The following is a 15,835-nucleotide window of genomic DNA, read 5'->3' as shown; positions in this document are numbered from 1 at the left end:
CAGCTCTAGCGTTTGATCTGCGCGCGCAGATACGCGTCGATGAAGACGTCGATCTCGCCATCCATCACTGCCTGAACGTTTCCTACCTCCATGTTGGTCCGGTGATCCTTCACCAGACTGTACGGGTGGAAGACGTAGGAACGGATTTGGCTTCCCCAGGCGATATCTTTTTGTTCACCCTGGATGGCAGCCAATGTTTTTTCCTGTTCCTCCCGCTTTTTCTCGAACAGCCGAGCCGTCAGCATTTTCATGGCTCGCTCCCGGTTTTTAATTTGCGAGCGCTCGGTTTGGCATGTAACCACAATGCCCGTCGGCAAGTGGGTAATCCGGACAGCGGAGTCGGTCGTGTTGATATGCTGACCACCCGCACCGCTGGAACGGTAGGTGTCGATCTTGAGGTCTTCCGTGCGGATGTCTACGGCATTGTCGTCCTCGATTTCGGGGAGAACGTTGCATGATACAAAAGATGTATGACGGCGCCCGGACGCGTCGAATGGAGAAATGCGCACGAGGCGGTGCACGCCTTTTTCCGATTTCAGATATCCGTAGGCGTTGTACCCTTTAATCAGGAGGGTCACGCTTTTTACGCCTGCTTCATCCCCGGGCAAATAGTCCAAGGTCTCGACTTTAAAGCCTTTGGCATCCCCCCATCGTGTGTACATTCGCAAGAGCATGGAAGCCCAGTCCTGTGATTCGGTTCCACCCGCTCCCGGATGCAGCTCAAGAATCGCATTGTTTTTGTCGTACTGATCGCTCAAAAGCAGCTCCAGCTCGAAGCGTTCAAACGACTTTTTCAGCTCCTGGGTACTGTCATACAAGTCCTGGATGAGCGACGAGTCACCTTCTTCGATGACCAGCTCCAGCATCAACTGGAGGTCTTCGTACTGGGAATCCAGCTTGCTCATCGTTTCGACGAGACTTTTGATGGCGTTCAGCTCGCTGATTGTTTTCTGCGCAGCCTCGTTGTCATCCCAGAAGTCCGGAGCCAGCATGCGCTCTTCCAGCTCGCCGATCCGCTCCTGTTTTACAGGGAGGTCAAAGAGACCCCCTGATATCCGCTAAACGTTTAGCCATACTGGACATCTCTTGTTTGACGTCCGCAATATCGATCAATGCCATTTTTGCGAGTCACCTTCTCTTTACGTAAGCTAAGTTTATTGTAACGTAATTCGCCAGATCCGCAAACCTGGCAACCTGCCGTGCGTAAAAAGCGTGATTCGCCGCTTGCCTGGCATCTGTCCTGCCTATGTAGCGCCTATGTAGCCATTGGCGGTGATGGCGAGGATCTCAAGTCTCGGATTTCATGTGGTTGTTTGCTCTCCGTCTGCGGCGCCGCAACCACGGACAGATGCGACTGGCGAATCCGCGCCTCACGCTTGCGGATGTTTTGCTTCATTCGCGCTTGCCTGAGCCTCCGCTCCCCTGCAGCCGCCGGACTTTGCTGCGGCTGATCCAGCATGCCTTTCGGCGAGATCAGCACGCCTGGCGTCCAGTTCGGCTCCGGTATCTCCGTTTTCAGTCGTTCTTCATAGAAGACAGGGTCTTCGGCTGTGAATACTTTAGGCTCCTCCCCTCTTTCTTCTTTGGTAATCCATTTTACTTTTTTATGCTCCGCTGCCGCTTTCAGTACAGCTTTCAATGTCTTCCCGATTCTCTCCATCATGTTTTTGGTTTGTATGCCCATCACGTTGACTGACGCTTTCATTGTTCATTCCCCCGTCCCCGTGTATTTGGTAAAAAGTGTTGTACTTATGATTCTATGGATTTTTCCGAACATTTCCACCTGAATCGTTCGATGACTTTTACCAGTGTTAGACAAATAGACCGACCATAACAGACGAGGAAGAACAGATCGGGACGAATACTGTCTAGGCGTCAGGAAACAGTAAGAAAATCTCTTGGGCAGGTCTACACAAACGGCGCAACCGCGCTGCAACGGAGCATCTGCTGTCGATTGGAAAAGAAAAAGCATCCCTCCCGCAGCGAAATGGCCGCTGTGCAGAGGAATGCTTTGATTGCTGGCTAATGTAGGCTATGCCTTACTGTTTTTTGTTTTGGCGACGGCGCTCCTGCTCCTGGGCACGGCGCTGCGCGCGGTTTTTCGGGTCGGCATCGCCAGACGTCTCAGGGTCCGGACGGTCGGATGGGCCTGACGTCTGCAGTTGGTTCGGGTCGATGCCCTGGCCGCGGATGACATCCTGGCGCTCCAGGTTTTGGCTCACTTCGGCCTTCATGATGTACATGGCCACCTCTTCCTGTACGGAAGCCAGCATCGCTTGATACATCTCGTAGCCTTCGAACTGGTACTCGCGCAGCGGATCGTTTTGCGCGTAAGCACGCAGGTGAATCCCTTGGCGCAGTTGATCCATCGCGTCGATGTGATCCATCCATTTGCTGTCGACAGCGCGCAGAATGACCACTTTTTCGAACTCGCGCATCATCTCGCCGATTTGAGCTTCGCGCTCTTTGTACTGTTTGACGACTTCGGCTTTCAGCAACTCGACGATTTCCTCTGCTTCCTTGCCTTTCAGCATGGAGACGGTAATGGTTTCATCGTGCAGGAAGCCGTTGTTCGCCGCATCGGCCAATGCTTGCAGGTCCCAATCCTCCGGTACCTCTTCTTTTGGGCAATGCTGCTCGACAGCACGCTCCAGCACGCTGTAAATCATGTTGAGCGCAACATCGCTGAGGTTTTCTTGCTCCAGGATGTCTTTGCGCTGTTTGTAAACGACGAGGCGCTGCTGGTTCATCACGTCGTCGTACTGGAGTACGCCTTTCCGTGCATCGAAGTTGGCTCCTTCGACACGTTTTTGCGCAGATTCTACCGCACGGGTAACCAGACGGCTCTCGATCGGCATGTCTTCTTCCATGCCCAGACGATCCATCATGTTCATGATATTGTCGGCACCAAAGCGGCGCATCAGCTCATCCTGCATCGACAGGAAGAACTGGGAGGAACCCGGGTCCCCTTGACGCCCGGCACGACCGCGCAACTGGTTGTCGATCCGGCGGCTCTCGTGACGCTCTGTACCGATAATGTGCAGGCCGCCCAATTCCGCTACGCCTTCGCCCAACTGGATGTCCGTACCGCGACCGGCCATGTTGGTAGCAATCGTCACCGCACCGTATTGACCTGCGCGCGCGACGATTTCCGCCTCGCGCTCGTGATGCTTCGCATTCAACACGCTGTGCGGAACGCCTTTTTGCTTCAGCATGTGCGACAGCCGCTCCGAGTTTTCAATGGAAATCGTACCGACGAGAATCGGCTGGCCTTTTTTATGACGTTCGACGATGTCGTTCACAACCGCACGGTACTTGGCAGCTTCGGTTTTGAAAACCAGGTCCGGCAAGTCTTGGCGAATGACCGGCTTGTTCGTTGGAATGACGACAACGTCCAGACCGTAAATCTTTTTGAACTCTTCTTCCTCTGTTTTCGCCGTCCCGGTCATACCGGCAAGCTTTTCATACATACGGAAGTAGTTTTGCAAGGTGATCGTAGCGAGCGTCATGCTCTCGCTCTGCACGCGCAGACCTTCCTTGGCTTCAATCGCCTGATGCAAACCGTCGCTGTACCGGCGTCCCACCATCAGACGGCCCGTGAACTCGTCGACGATCACAACCTCGCCCTCTTGCACCACGTAGTCTACGTCGCGCTTGAACAGGACCTGGGCTTTCAATGCCGCTGTAATGTGGTGGTTCAAGGTGATGTGTGCCGTATCGTACAGGTTGTCGATGTTGAAAGCTTTCTCGACCTTGCCCACACCTTCGTCTGTCAGGTTGACGATCTTCAGCTTTTCATCAATCGTAAAGTCTTTTTCCGGCTCCAGCCGCTTCACAAAGTGCGAGCAGATGTAGTAGAGCTCTGTCGATTTGTTTGCCGATCCGGAAATAATCAGCGGCGTCCGCGCCTCGTCGATCAGGATGCTGTCCACCTCGTCGATGATGGCGAAAAAGAGCGGGCGCTGCACCATCTGTTCCTTGTACAGAACCATGTTGTCGCGCAAATAGTCAAAGCCGAACTCGTTGTTCGTACCATACGTAATGTCACAAGCATAAGCGGCCCGCTTTTCTTCCGGGCTCAGTCCGTTTTTGTTCAGGCCGACTGTCAGACCGAGGAAGTTGTACAGTTGGCCCATGATCCGCGAGTCGCGCTCTGCCAAGTATTCGTTCACTGTTACGACGTGAACGCCTTTGCCAAGTAGAGCGTTGAGGTAGGTCGCCAAGGTAGCCACCAAGGTTTTCCCCTCACCGGTTTTCATCTCGGCAATGCGGCCTTCCTGCAGCACCATACCACCGATCAACTGGACATCGAAGTGGCGCATGCCCAAAACCCGCTTCGATGCTTCGCGCACAACGGCAAATGCTTCGTTCAAAATTTTGTCCAACTGCTCCCCTTGGGCCAGCCGGGCTTTGAACTCTGCGGTCTTCTCCCGCAGTTGCTCGTCGGAAAGCGCTGCTATGCTTGGTTCGAGCGCGTTGATCGCTTCCACGCGCTTAAACATCTTTTTCACTTCACGTTCATTGCTGTCGCCAAATATCTTTTTAACGAGTCCTAACATGAGGACACCCCTTCCATATGCTTCCGGACAAAAATATCGCACCACCTGGCGCGCCAGAAAAAAGGATACCGATTCTACGAAAATAATACTTTCTAAAAAGCTATTTTAACAAATAGAAGCTCATATACACAAGTAAAGGGAGTTGCCAAAAGCAACTCCCTAGTCTTATACGAGTAAAGAAATGTAAAGTTTCGTTATTTCGGTTCAATCAAACCATAGCGTCCGTCGTTGCGGCGGTACACCACGCTGACGTCGTTGGTATCGCTGTTTTGGAAAACGAAGAAGCTGTGTCCCAGCATATCCATCTGCATGACGGCTTCCTGCGCATCCATCGGTTTCAGGTCAAAACGCTTCGTTCTGACAATATCAATGTCAACATCTTCCTCATCGACATCTGGTATCATCACAGCTACTGGCTGACTATCGCGCTGTCCGACTTTCGCAGCGGAATCAACCCGCAGCTTGCGCATCAGTTTCGTTTTATGCTTGCGAACTTGACGCTCCAGCTTTTCTGCCACCAGGTCAATAGCGGCATACATATCCTCGTGCGTTTCTTCTGCTCGGATAATCACCCCGGCAAGCGGGATTGTTACCTCGATTGTGCCTTCTCCACGATGTACATGCATGGTAACTTGTACATCTGCAGGTGTAGTTTCGAAATATTTTTCGAGACGGCCGACTTTCTTTTCCACATACTCTTTCAGTGCTGCGGTGACTTGAATGTTTTCTCCACGAATATTAAATTTCATGGTTCCAACCTCCTTCCGTCTATATATAGGTATTCGGCACCCCTGTAATTAATCCTGCTCCAAGCTAAAAAAAATCTTAGTGAAATTTTTACAATCCGGCAATAATCGACAGAATTTTACCAATACTCTCTAGTTTCCCTATGTTATAATAGAGAGGGTAGTCACTCAATCCTATATCGCGGTCGTCATCGCACTGGAGGAATCCTCATGGCAGAGGTGAAACCTTCTCATTCCATTATTGGTACTACGCTCGCGCAAGACGTCTACAATGAGTACGGCCTGCTTCTTTTGCCCGCCGGGGCAGTCCTTCACCTGAGTGACATTCGACTTTTGGAGGCACACCACATTCAAGCTGTGCACGTCACTTCTGCGTCGGAAGCTCCCAAGCCGCCTTTGCCCATTCTGCATTGGAACGAGGCAGAAGCTGCCCGCGAGTACATTGCAGCAGTCAAAGAAACCGAGCACCTTTTCAAACAGATCGCTACAGGTTCTGTTCCTCCCCTGCATCAGTTCAACAGCACATTTTATCCTCTGCTGGACCAAGTGCTCCAGCGAATGGGCTTCCTCCGGTTCCTCTACATCAAGGAAGGCACGGAAAATTACACCTATCGCCATTCTCTCAATGTCGGAATCGTAGCTGCCCTGATCGGTAAAATCGCAGGAAGACCCCAGGACGAAATCTACCGCTTGGGACAAGCCGGTCTCTTGCATGACGTAGGGAAGATGATGATTCCCGACGAGATTTTGTCCAAACCCGATCGCTTGAGCGATGAAGAGTACGAGATCATGAAGCTGCACACCCTCTACGGCAGCGAGCTGCTCCTGTCGATGGAGGACGCTGACGAGTGGATCGCCAGGTGCGCTCTCATGCATCACGAGCGCCTGGATGGCAGCGGCTATCCTCATGGCTGCCAAAAGGAAGACATCCCTCTGGAGTGCCAGATCATCAGCGTTGCTGACGTGTTCGACGCTATCTGCACAGACCGCGTCTACCGCCGCGGCACCTCTCCCTTTCACGCTGCCAACGTATTGAGGGAGCTGGCATGCCAAGGCCAACTGAATCCTTTGATCGTTTCGCGTTTTATCCAGTACATTATTTTGCTCTACGTCGGCTCTCAGGCGTTGCTCAGCAATGGAGACCACGTCGAAATCATTATGATTCATACCGATGAACCGATGCGTCCACTCGTTCGCCGAGGAGACGAGTTTTTGGATTTGCGCGAGCATCGCGCGCTTACCATCACCCGAATGATTAGCTAGACGTAAAAATCCCCCCGAGCCTGATGTTGGCCAGGGGGATTTGCTGTCAGCGATATGATTTACAGTTTGACGACATTGGCTGCTTGCGGCCCGCGGTCGCCTTCCACAATATCAAATTCTACAGCTTGTCCTTCTTCCAATGTCCGAAAACCATCCGACTGAATCGCGGAAAAGTGGACAAATACGTCGTCGCCACCTTCTCGCTCGATAAAACCAAAACCTTTTTCTGCGTTAAACCATTTTACTTTGCCTTGCATGAAACAGCACAACCCTTTCTCTTGTAAAAATTTGGATTACAAATCTTTGTGTGTACACCTCTAGTTTCTCCAAAATCAGAAGCTGCATTCTTCTATCTCGTTGAATATTTTTTCTCCAATCCTCTTACGACTACCCGCGACAGGAACAACGTGAGCACCAGGTACACAGCCGCCTCTGTCAAATACGGCGGGTAGCGCTCAAACGTGCTCTTCGCCACGTTCATGGCGGCGTAATTCAACTCCGGTGTCGCAATAACGGCGCAGAGGGAGGAGTCTTTTAAAAGGGCGATAAATTCGTTCCCGATGGCAGGAAGCATCCGGGTAAACGCCTGCGGCAAAATAATCAGCCGCATCGCCAGCCCCTTCGTCATCCCGAGCGAGCGTGCCGCTTCCATCTGTCCCGGATCGATCGATTGAATCCCTGCGCGAAAAATCTCGGCGATGTAGGCCGCTGCGTTGAGCGACAGCGCCACGAATCCGGAGTAGATCGCTTCCGGACTGCTCTCTCCCGAAAAAAACAGTCCCCAGATAGACGGGATGACGGCGAAGTGAATCAGCAAAATTTGCACCAGCATCGGCGTCCCCCGAAAAAGCTCCACGTAGATCGAGCATGTCCACCGCCAAAAGCGGTTCGACGACATTTTGCCCAAACTGATAAACAACCCCAAAAAGGTCCCGCAAACGGTAGCAACCGCCGTTAGTAAAATGGTATTGATAATGCCTCGGATAAACAGCTCGCGATATTCATAGATGACGCTCCAGTCCAATGGCAAGTCCTCCCTTCGTGTATGTCAGCACTGGAGTCACAAACACCGGGCACGTCCCGCGACGCACCCGGCTACTGATGACTAATTGCTGCCAAAGTACTGGTTGTAGATTTCCTGGAGCTTGCCGTTTTCCTTGATTTTCTTCAAGCCGTCGTTGATTTTGTTCAGCGCGTCCGTGTTGCCCTTTTTCACCATGATTCCGTAGTATTCTTTTTCAAACGAGTCGTCTTTTATCAGCTTGAACTTCTTGTCTTTGATTTTATTTACGTAATATTGCAGCACGCCATTATCCCCGACAACTGCATCGACACGGCCATTGAAGAAATCGTCCACGGACGAAGGCATGTCGTCATAGCCCATCAAGCCTTGATACGTATCGCCAAACGCCTTTTTGACCACTTCTTCCCCTGTAGTCGCGGCCTGTACCCCGATCTTTTTGCCTTTCAGATCGGCCAGCTTGGTCACCTGAGAGTCTTCCGCTACGAGAATGAGCTGATTCGCTTCGAAGTACGAATCCGAGAAATCGTATTTTTCCTTGCGCTTGTCCGTGATCGTGATCGACGAAATCCCGATGTCCACCGTCCCTTTGTCCAATCCGTCGAACAGCGGGTCCCAGCCTGTGTTTTTCCACTCGATCTTGAATCCTCCCGCTTCTGCGATCGCATTCATCACGTCAATGTCATGGCCGCTGATTTTGTCGGCCTCCAGCATCTGGAACGGCGGATAAGCTGCATCTGTTCCTACCACGTACACTTTTTCACCCGAGCCGGAGCCTGACCCTGAGCCGCTCGCGCCAGTTCCGCTTCCCGAGCTTTGCTGGCCACCCGATCCACAGGCTGAGACCAAAAGCCCCACGCCTACGACCAGCACAAGAGACTTGAACCACTTTTTCCCGATACGCATTAAAAATCCCCCTTGTTTCTCTCTGTGTATGCTTACTTTTCCCCAGCACTGTCCACATGGAAATCATGTGTTTTTTGCGTTCTCCACAAAGTTATCCACATTATCCACATGACGTTGTGCACAAGCTGTGTATAACTATTTTCCTGCTCGTTCTGCGGCTCTGGTACTATGGTTACGGAGTCGAGTTTTGGTATAGAACTGGAATTAGCAGCAAAAAGGCAGGATTCGTATACACCGGATATACTTCTATCCTGTATATAAAAATCCTGCCTGAAAACGATTTATTTATCTGAAAAATACGAATTATTCTTTTTCCGCCAAAATAATAACCTCTACCCGGCGGTTGCGCGCGCGGTTCTCTTCGTTCGAATTGTCCACGAGTGGCCTGTATTCTCCCAATCCTGCCACCGTAAAGCGCGACGCCGGCAAGGAATATGCATCAACCATTTCCCGCATCACCGCAATAGCGCGGGCAGAGGACAGCTCCCAGTTGGACTTGTATGCGCTGCGCGAGATCGGCACGTCGTCTGTGTAGCCTTCGATCCTCACTTTGTACTCGTAGCGCTGCAACACACGTGCTACAGTGCCTACGACCTCTTTCCCCTGCTCCTGGAGATCAGCAGAGCCACTGGCGAACAAAATTTTCTCCGGAAGGCGGATGCGCAATCCCTCTTCGGTCTCCTCGTAGTCCAGATTCAGCTCGGCCAAAGCGGACGAGAGCTGGTTGTGCACCGTCTCCATATCGCGCTCACCCGTGTCCGGCATGCCGACAGGCGGCTTTGGCACGCTCTTTTGCGCCTGCTCTTGCTCCTGTGTGCCTTTTTCATCCACGGTGCCTGTGAGCGCCTTTTTTTGCCCCTCCAGTTGATGAATCTCGCGTTCCAGCTCCAGCTTTTGCAAATTCAACAGATCGAGGCTCTCATGCACCTGCTTCAGATTAGCCTGCTGTTCAGCTTGCTCCTTTTTGGCGGCTTCGCGCTGGGTCTGAATCTTCGTCATTTGCGTCGCCGCGATGATAATGACGATGACGAACAGCAGCGTAATCAAGTCGCTGTAGCTGATGAGCCAGCTTTTCTCCAGCTCTTTCTCATCGTACAACCGATCGTCATGCATAGCGATCCTGCCTTTCAATCGTGCCCTTCATGCTGCCAGGCTCTTTGACGAGCACCAGCTTCTGGTCGCCTGGCAAAAACGAGTTGAGCTTTTCAAACAGCAGGCGCGGCGTCTCCATCCGCTGCAAACCGACGCAGCCCTCGATGTACAGCCGTTTTTCAAACATTTCCCGGTCATACAAATCCATCATCCGGTAGTAGCACGGCAGCGCGAACAAATTGGCAAGGAGCGCGCCATAGAGCGTGGCGACAACGGCTGCGCTCAGGCTGTGCCCTGTGAGCGCCATGTCTTCGAGCGACTTGAGTACCCCCGTCATCCCGAGCAGCGTGCCGACCAGCCCCATCCCTGGCGCCAGCAAGCTGATAAGCCGAAAGAAGCCTGCTGCCTGCTGGTAACGGTACTGCTCGCCCTTCAGCTCGTTCTCCAGGATCATCCGCAGCTCGTCCTCAGGCACGCCCTCGATCGCCAGCAGGCTGCCGCGCTGCACGAACGAGTCACGCTCCTGCTGCAGTTCGCGCTCAAGCGCGATATATCCCTGTTCTTTCTGGACGAGCGCGTAGTAGTAAAAGCGCTTGATCGTCTCCTCGACGTTGCTGTCCCGCCCGTGAATCAGCAGGCGGATCATTTTTTTCAGGTCGAGGTGCTTGCGCTTGATCGCGTAGGAAACAACTACAGCGAGCGCGACCAGCTCGATGGCGGTCACGTTCAGCAGATCGGCAAGGTTGCCGTTCATGTAAACCGCGTGTATGAAAATGAGGACGACGGCTCCGATCAAGACGAGTGAGCGACGTTTTGTGGACAATGGTGTCACCTTCCTAACGTTCTTTCCTGGTAAAGCGGGTTGAGGTTTTCTATTGGTGTATCGGTTGATTTGAATTCCATTATTATAGCAGAGGTTCGCTCTGCCGATAAATGTAAAGAATGGACATGGCAGGAGAGGAGGAAATTCGATATGGATATCAGTTCCATTATGGGCGCGCAAGTAAGCCAGCTCCAGCAAACCGTAGGCCTGAGCATGCTGAAAATGGCGCAAGCTACCCAGGCAGCAGGCGCGATGGTAATGCTCCAGGATTTTACCAATGCCCAAGCAACGACACAGGCTCCCCACCCTACACTTGGGAAACAGATTGATATCAGCGTGTAATTAGGCAAGAAAAAAGCGAAGAATCCCTTCTTCGCCATCGGCTTTAACCAGACCTCATCCCTTTCTTTCGGGGTGAGGTTTTTCATTGGAGAGCCTTGCTGCTTTTCCTCTGCGCTCTGTGAGCCCCTCGATCCCATGCTCCCGGTAATTTTTGACCCATCTTCTGATATAAGAGCTACTGATTAAATTCAGCTCTTTCGTCACCCGGTTGTAGCCCATTCCTTCTTCCAAGTACATGTTTACCGCTTTCAGCTTGAATTCGGTTGTGTAACTCGTAAATTTCTGGCCTTTTACAGGCATAAAAATCCCTCCTGAATCGAACAAGTACGGCTAATTGACGCACGCACCTATTCAGTCAAGAGGGAGCTTATCCAAATGTATCATGACCGTTATTTCTTGGTGTCAAAAAAAGCGCCATATGCCGGAGATCCGCTATAGCCTCCGTACTGTTTGTTAGCCGTTCGACCGCGTTGGATCTGGTTGATTTTCTCGGACAGTTCGTCCTGCTTCTCCTGCATAACCGGAAGCAAGCGCTGGTCAATCTCCAAAAATGGCGTGGCGTACTGCAGATTCCATTCTGGCGGCAGAACAAATCCCCGATCGATTGCATCAGCAATTTGCCCCAGTACCTCTTCGCGTTTGTCCAACAGCTCGAGCCATTCCTCCGGCTCTGCTTCTTCCTTCAAGACGGCTTTCTCCAAATCATGAGAATGAAGCAATAGCTGTTGAAATAGCGGCTCGACTGTCTCTCTCGTTAGTTGAAATGACATCTCCATCCGCTACCCTTGCGTTTTTGCCAAGACCATGGCTTGCTTCCATGTGTCGCGGAATTGGGTGAGAAGTCCTTCTACCTCATCCAGAATGGAGGTTTCCTTTTTGAGGTTGGCTTCAATCAGTCTTGTTTGCATATATTCGTACAACGACATCATTTGTTGGGCGATCGGGTATTTTTGATCCAACGTCACCATCAGTTCGCCCACAATCTCTTGCACGCGTTTGATGTACTCGTTAGCTTTGTCGAACTTTTTTTCGGAAATCGCTGCTTTTGACTGCTTCAGAAATTTCAGCGCTCCGTTGTAGAGCATCAACGTCAATTCCCCTGGATTGGCTGTGTTTACCGAGTTCGTTTGGTAAGCTTGTAACGATTGTTGATAGGCCATCATATCCGGCTCCTTTCGATCCTACCTGCCGCTGCTGAATTGCTGGGCGAGCCAACTACTCTGCGAATTTGCCTTGCTCATCGCTTGTTCCATAGCGGTGAATTGGCGGTAGTAGCGCTCCTCCATGTTCTTCATGCGCAGCTCCAGAGTGCTGATGTTTTTCGTGAGAGTTTTCATTTGTCGGCCCATGGAGTAGCTGTCGGAGATATCGCCCATGGAAGAAGAACCGGCAATGTCTGTAATTTTAGACATAATGCCAGTCAGACTGTTATACAGTCTTTTGGCGATTCCCGTTTCTCGTGCCATCTGGTCTTTATCTGTGGTTGTCTCCGCCGGGTTTTTGGTGAACAAATCCATTACTTTTGTGCCGTTTTCACGAATGGCTTTGCGCAGCTTCTCTTCGTCGATGTACAGCTTCCCTTTTTCCATGTAGTTGGCATAGCTGAACTTGGCATCAGCTTTTGCTGTGCTGATCCCGATATCAGAGAGAGTGTCAAAATTTTCATCGCCCATGCCTGCTACAACCGTAGAGAAGATTTGGCGCATCTCCGTCAGCGCGGATGACAGGACAGAATCGCGAAGGAGGACACCGCTTTTTGCTTTTTCTTCCCACTTCTCAATTTGCTTCTCATCCAAAGCGCTTTTCTCTTCCTCGAGCAGAGGTTGGTAGTCTTTATAGCGAGGCTCGCTAATTTTTTTATTAATCTTGTCGATGACTTCGTTGTACTTATCAATGAAGCCTTTAATGGACTTGAAGATGGCCTCGTCGTCCTGCATAGAGTTTACGGTAAACGATTCTGCTTTTTTCAGTTCGAACTCGATGCCGTCAAAGGTAAACTTGTTGCTGCTGATCGCAGTAGTCACGCCATTAATGGTAACAGATCCATCTATACTTTTTTGACCCTGAGCTTCTTTGGTTGCCGGATCTCCTGCTGTAACGCCGCTATCAAACAGGCCAAAAACTTTCGCGTTGTCATCGTTTGTGTACTCGAGCTTGATTTTTGCATTTTCCCCAGCGGAAGTGGAAGAAAAAATCAATTTACCGTTAAAGAAAGTTGCTGCTACCCCTGTCTTGGAGGTCTGTTCATTGATTTTTTTAACAGCGCTCTCCATGGAATCGGTATCGTTGATCGTAATTTTCGTACCATTCACCGTCAGTTCGAAAGATCCGCTCAAACCCGCAGTAGACAGATTTTTCGCAGAATCGGCTGCTGCCACTGTCGTAGTCGTATCCATTCTAGCTGGCTCGGCTTCTGTAGCCAGGGTGTTTACCGTCACTTTGTAGGTAGGCAAATTAGGCATTCCTACTTGCTTGATCGAAGCCGCACCTTCATTATCTGATACGAGCTTTTTTTTCAGGTATGGACCTTGCAAACGCATGTCGCTTACTGTGTTCAGGCGGAAATCCAACAGCAGCGCGTTCATTTCGCGGTAGGCATCGCGCTTCCATGTTTCTAATTGCTTTTTCTGCAGCATCTTGTTTAAAGGTGCGCGCTGGGCTTTCATCAATTCCTTGACCATGCTGTCCGTATCCAGCCCGGAAACGAGACCAGAAAAACGAATCGGACTAACCATGTCGATCCCTCCTTCTCTATCGTTTCTCGTCAACCAACAACCCGATCATTTCTTGCATCTTGGCCGCTATGTCCATAATTTTTTTGGAAGGAACCTGGCGGATGACTTCTTTGGTCGAGTCGTTGACGATTTCGACATAATATTCTTTGAGTTGCTCGTGCAAACGGAATTGCAGATGCGTGCTTTGCGTTTGCTGCATCCATTTGTTCAGGTCGTCTACCGCTTTTCCGAGTTCTTTTTCAGAGTACTGCTGAGTGGCTGTCTCTGCCTCCGGTTTGCTTTCCTTTGCCGCTGGTACACCTGCAGACGCTGCCTGTACAGGCACTCCCGCTGCCTTCGTCCCTAATCCTGATTGACTATTGATAGATACGTCCATGTATTAACCTCCATTCCGGTTTCTCCTTATTGTATGTATCGGAAAAAATGGAGGAGGATTTAAGGAGGATATACCTCGAATGAGAGATTTCTTTCGGTAGGAATGACAAAAAAGAGACCTTAGAATATCTAAGGTCTCCAGGGGTATTTCGATTAGCGGAGCAGTTGCAGAACGCCTTGTGGCTGTTGGTTAGCTTGAGCCAACATAGCTTGGGCGGCTTGAGCCAAGATGTTGTTCTTGGTTTGTTCCATCATTTCTTTCGCCATATCTACGTCGCGGATACGGGATTCAGCGGCTGTCAGGTTCTCGGAAGCAGTACCCAGGTTGTTGATGGTGTGCTCCAGACGGTTTTGAACAGCACCCAGTTTCGCGCGTTCAGAAGACACACTACTAATAGCTTTGTCAAGGGCAGTAATCGCACTTGAAGCTCCTGTTGCACTAGAAATGTCGACACCACTAATTCCGAGTGCATTCGTTCTCATGTCTTTTACAGAAAATGCGATTGTTTGACCTTTGTTAGCACCAATTTGGAAAGTAACAGCGCCTGTACCTGCGCTTTCGCGGGACGCTTGATCAAGTCCCAATTTTTTCAGCGCACTACCATTGGGCACATCAGCTAATTCTACAGCACCGCTAGGACTAGTGATAGACAATCTTCCATTTTCAATTTTCACATCAACGTCTTTAATTTTTTGTTCATCTGTTGTAAAGCCAGCAGCAGTGTTATATGCAGCAATTTTTGCATTAATTGCAGTTTTCAATGCTGTAGCGTATGCATTAGCGTCAGAGCCTGCTGCCGCAACTGGAGAGGTTATTTCCATAGTGTGCCCGTTAATGGACAATTGGAATTTATCCGCAGCTGTCAATCCATCCAAAACTTGGTTGGTACCGGAAGTTTGCGTTACAGCACCACCAGCCATTTCTACATTATTACCAACAAAGAGACTCAAAACAGATTTTGCAGAAACTGCAAGCGTGGTTCCATCAGCAAGCTTCGCAGTTGCAGCACCATCAGTACCATGGTACAACTCTACTTTGGAAGTATTACCTGTAGAACCACTTTCAATTTTAAATGTACCAGGTGTAGCATCGGTTACTTTAATGTGAGCAGCACCAGTTCCCGACTCATCAATTGCAGCATTAATAACTCTCTCTAAAATCTCTCTTACTTTCCCACTAGATGTGGCATTAAGGTTATTAGTGCTGTAATCTGCATTCAATACTGCTTTATCTGCCTCAGTTAAGTGCTTATCCCAATCGATAGTGATTTTTTGTCCATCGATAACCAGTGCATCATCAGCAGTCATATCCAAGTTTGTACCACTTGCATTTACAGCTTTAGAATCAACACCAGTTAGTGAACCAGTTGTTTGTTTAAATACTTGCGCACCCGAAATGGAGTTAGTCCCATTAGTACCGCCAGCACCAGACAAGTTACCATTTAAGAGTTTTTGTGTATTGAATTCAGTTGTATTACCAATACGGTCAATTTCATCCTTTAACTGTTTCACTTCATCTTGGAGAGCTTTTCGGTCATCAGCTGTATTTGTTCCACTAGCAGATTGTACTGCCAATTCACGCATACGTTGAAGAATCGAATGTGTCTCATTCAACGCACCTTCAGCAGTTTGAATCATAGAAATACCATCTTGCGCGTTTTTGGAAGCCATGTCCAAACCGCGAACTTGGGAGCGCATTTTTTCAGAGATTGCCAGACCAGCCGCGTCATCACCAGCACGGTTGATGCGGAGACCGGAAGACAGTTTCTCGATGTTTTTGTTTGTTGCAGCTTGGTTACCAGTCAACTGACGGTAAGTGTTCAAAGATGCGATATTGTGGTTAATACGCATGAATATTTCCTCCTTGAGTGTACCCTCCACGTCCCTGCGGAAGGTTTGGGTAATGTTTCGGAAAAGCCGAACCCAATCGCGCGCTTAGGCCGTTTTTCCCCTACATTTTTATTATCGGTGGG

General features: G+C 50.2%; 17 protein-coding genes. 2 read left to right on the top strand and 15 right to left on the bottom strand.

Annotation, left to right across the window (positions count from 1 at the left end; genetic code table 11):
- Positions 1–5: 5 nt before the first annotated feature.
- The 4 genes from prfB to hpf all read right to left on the bottom strand — a co-directional run bounded on the left by prfB (position 6) and on the right by hpf (position 5,308).
- A protein-coding gene (gene prfB / locus M655_RS03175; protein WP_100228543.1) for a peptide chain release factor 2 occupies positions 6–1,119 on the bottom strand; the annotation gives its coding sequence in 2 pieces (ribosomal slippage) (positions 6–1,037 and positions 1,039–1,119; 1,113 coding nt in all).
- Between the two features lie 136 nt (positions 1,120–1,255).
- Complete coding sequence (locus M655_RS03170) at positions 1,256–1,705, bottom strand: hypothetical protein (protein WP_005829851.1); 450 nt, start codon at positions 1,703–1,705, stop codon at positions 1,256–1,258.
- Positions 1,706–2,039: 334 nt separating this feature from the next.
- The gene (secA, locus tag M655_RS03165) at positions 2,040–4,559 is read right to left on the bottom strand and encodes a preprotein translocase subunit SecA (RefSeq protein ID WP_005829848.1); all 2,520 of its coding nucleotides are present in this window, start codon (positions 4,557–4,559) and stop codon (positions 2,040–2,042) included.
- 194 nt (positions 4,560–4,753) lie between these two features.
- Positions 4,754–5,308, bottom strand: a complete 555-nt coding sequence (gene hpf, locus M655_RS03160; protein ID WP_005829846.1) for a ribosome hibernation-promoting factor, HPF/YfiA family — start codon at positions 5,306–5,308, stop codon at positions 4,754–4,756.
- 207 nt (positions 5,309–5,515) lie between these two features.
- Here hpf and M655_RS03155 point away from each other — a divergent pair, with 207 nt between their 5' ends.
- Positions 5,516–6,568 (top strand): HD-GYP domain-containing protein, encoded by a 1,053-nt coding sequence (locus tag M655_RS03155; protein ID WP_026557532.1) that lies wholly within the window; start codon positions 5,516–5,518, stop codon positions 6,566–6,568.
- A 59-nt stretch (positions 6,569–6,627) separates the two neighbouring features.
- Here the strand turns inward: M655_RS03155 and M655_RS03150 are convergent, their stop codons facing one another.
- From M655_RS03150 to M655_RS03130, 5 genes are all read right to left on the bottom strand, one after another.
- The gene (locus M655_RS03150; RefSeq protein WP_005829843.1) at positions 6,628–6,825 is read right to left on the bottom strand and encodes a cold shock domain-containing protein; all 198 of its coding nucleotides are present in this window, start codon (positions 6,823–6,825) and stop codon (positions 6,628–6,630) included.
- A gap of 92 nt (positions 6,826–6,917) precedes the next feature.
- Complete coding sequence (locus M655_RS03145) at positions 6,918–7,592, bottom strand: amino acid ABC transporter permease (RefSeq protein ID WP_007778010.1); 675 nt, start codon at positions 7,590–7,592, stop codon at positions 6,918–6,920.
- 81 nt (positions 7,593–7,673) lie between these two features.
- A complete protein-coding gene (locus M655_RS03140; RefSeq protein ID WP_007778013.1) occupies positions 7,674–8,495 on the bottom strand; it encodes a basic amino acid ABC transporter substrate-binding protein in 822 nt (273 codons plus the stop codon).
- A 303-nt stretch (positions 8,496–8,798) separates the two neighbouring features.
- Positions 8,799–9,608, bottom strand: a complete 810-nt coding sequence (locus tag M655_RS03135; protein WP_005829838.1) for an OmpA family protein — start codon at positions 9,606–9,608, stop codon at positions 8,799–8,801.
- Positions 9,601–10,410: a motility protein A gene (locus tag M655_RS03130; RefSeq protein ID WP_026557533.1), complete on the bottom strand. Its 810-nt coding sequence runs from the start codon at positions 10,408–10,410 to the stop codon at positions 9,601–9,603. Before M655_RS03130 ends, M655_RS03135 begins: the two co-directional genes overlap by 8 nt.
- A gap of 150 nt (positions 10,411–10,560) precedes the next feature.
- Here M655_RS03130 and M655_RS03125 point away from each other — a divergent pair, with 150 nt between their 5' ends.
- Positions 10,561–10,752 (top strand): putative motility protein, encoded by a 192-nt coding sequence (locus tag M655_RS03125; RefSeq protein ID WP_005829834.1) that lies wholly within the window; start codon positions 10,561–10,563, stop codon positions 10,750–10,752.
- Positions 10,753–10,806: 54 nt separating this feature from the next.
- Here M655_RS03125 and M655_RS03120 read toward each other — a convergent pair whose 3' ends face one another.
- From M655_RS03120 to M655_RS03095, 6 genes are all read right to left on the bottom strand, one after another.
- Positions 10,807–11,052, bottom strand: coding sequence for a helix-turn-helix domain-containing protein (locus tag M655_RS03120; protein WP_005829832.1), 246 nt, complete (start codon positions 11,050–11,052; stop codon positions 10,807–10,809).
- An 89-nt stretch (positions 11,053–11,141) separates the two neighbouring features.
- The gene (locus tag M655_RS03115; protein ID WP_005829831.1) at positions 11,142–11,438 is read right to left on the bottom strand and encodes a flagellar protein FliT; all 297 of its coding nucleotides are present in this window, start codon (positions 11,436–11,438) and stop codon (positions 11,142–11,144) included.
- Positions 11,439–11,531: 93 nt separating this feature from the next.
- The gene (gene fliS, locus M655_RS03110) at positions 11,532–11,912 is read right to left on the bottom strand and encodes a flagellar export chaperone FliS (RefSeq protein ID WP_025844251.1); all 381 of its coding nucleotides are present in this window, start codon (positions 11,910–11,912) and stop codon (positions 11,532–11,534) included.
- 21 nt (positions 11,913–11,933) lie between these two features.
- Positions 11,934–13,487 (bottom strand): flagellar filament capping protein FliD, encoded by a 1,554-nt coding sequence (gene fliD / locus M655_RS03105; protein WP_035422891.1) that lies wholly within the window; start codon positions 13,485–13,487, stop codon positions 11,934–11,936.
- Positions 13,488–13,503: 16 nt separating this feature from the next.
- Positions 13,504–13,863 (bottom strand): flagellar protein FlaG, encoded by a 360-nt coding sequence (locus M655_RS03100; protein WP_025844246.1) that lies wholly within the window; start codon positions 13,861–13,863, stop codon positions 13,504–13,506.
- A gap of 152 nt (positions 13,864–14,015) precedes the next feature.
- Complete coding sequence (locus tag M655_RS03095; protein ID WP_026557535.1) at positions 14,016–15,713, bottom strand: flagellin N-terminal helical domain-containing protein; 1,698 nt, start codon at positions 15,711–15,713, stop codon at positions 14,016–14,018.
- Positions 15,714–15,835 lie beyond the last annotated feature (122 nt).

Source organism: Brevibacillus sp. NSP2.1, assembly GCF_000470975.2.
GTDB lineage: Bacteria > Bacillota > Bacilli > Brevibacillales > Brevibacillaceae > Brevibacillus > Brevibacillus agri.
This window is presented reverse-complemented; position numbering and strand designations above follow the sequence as displayed.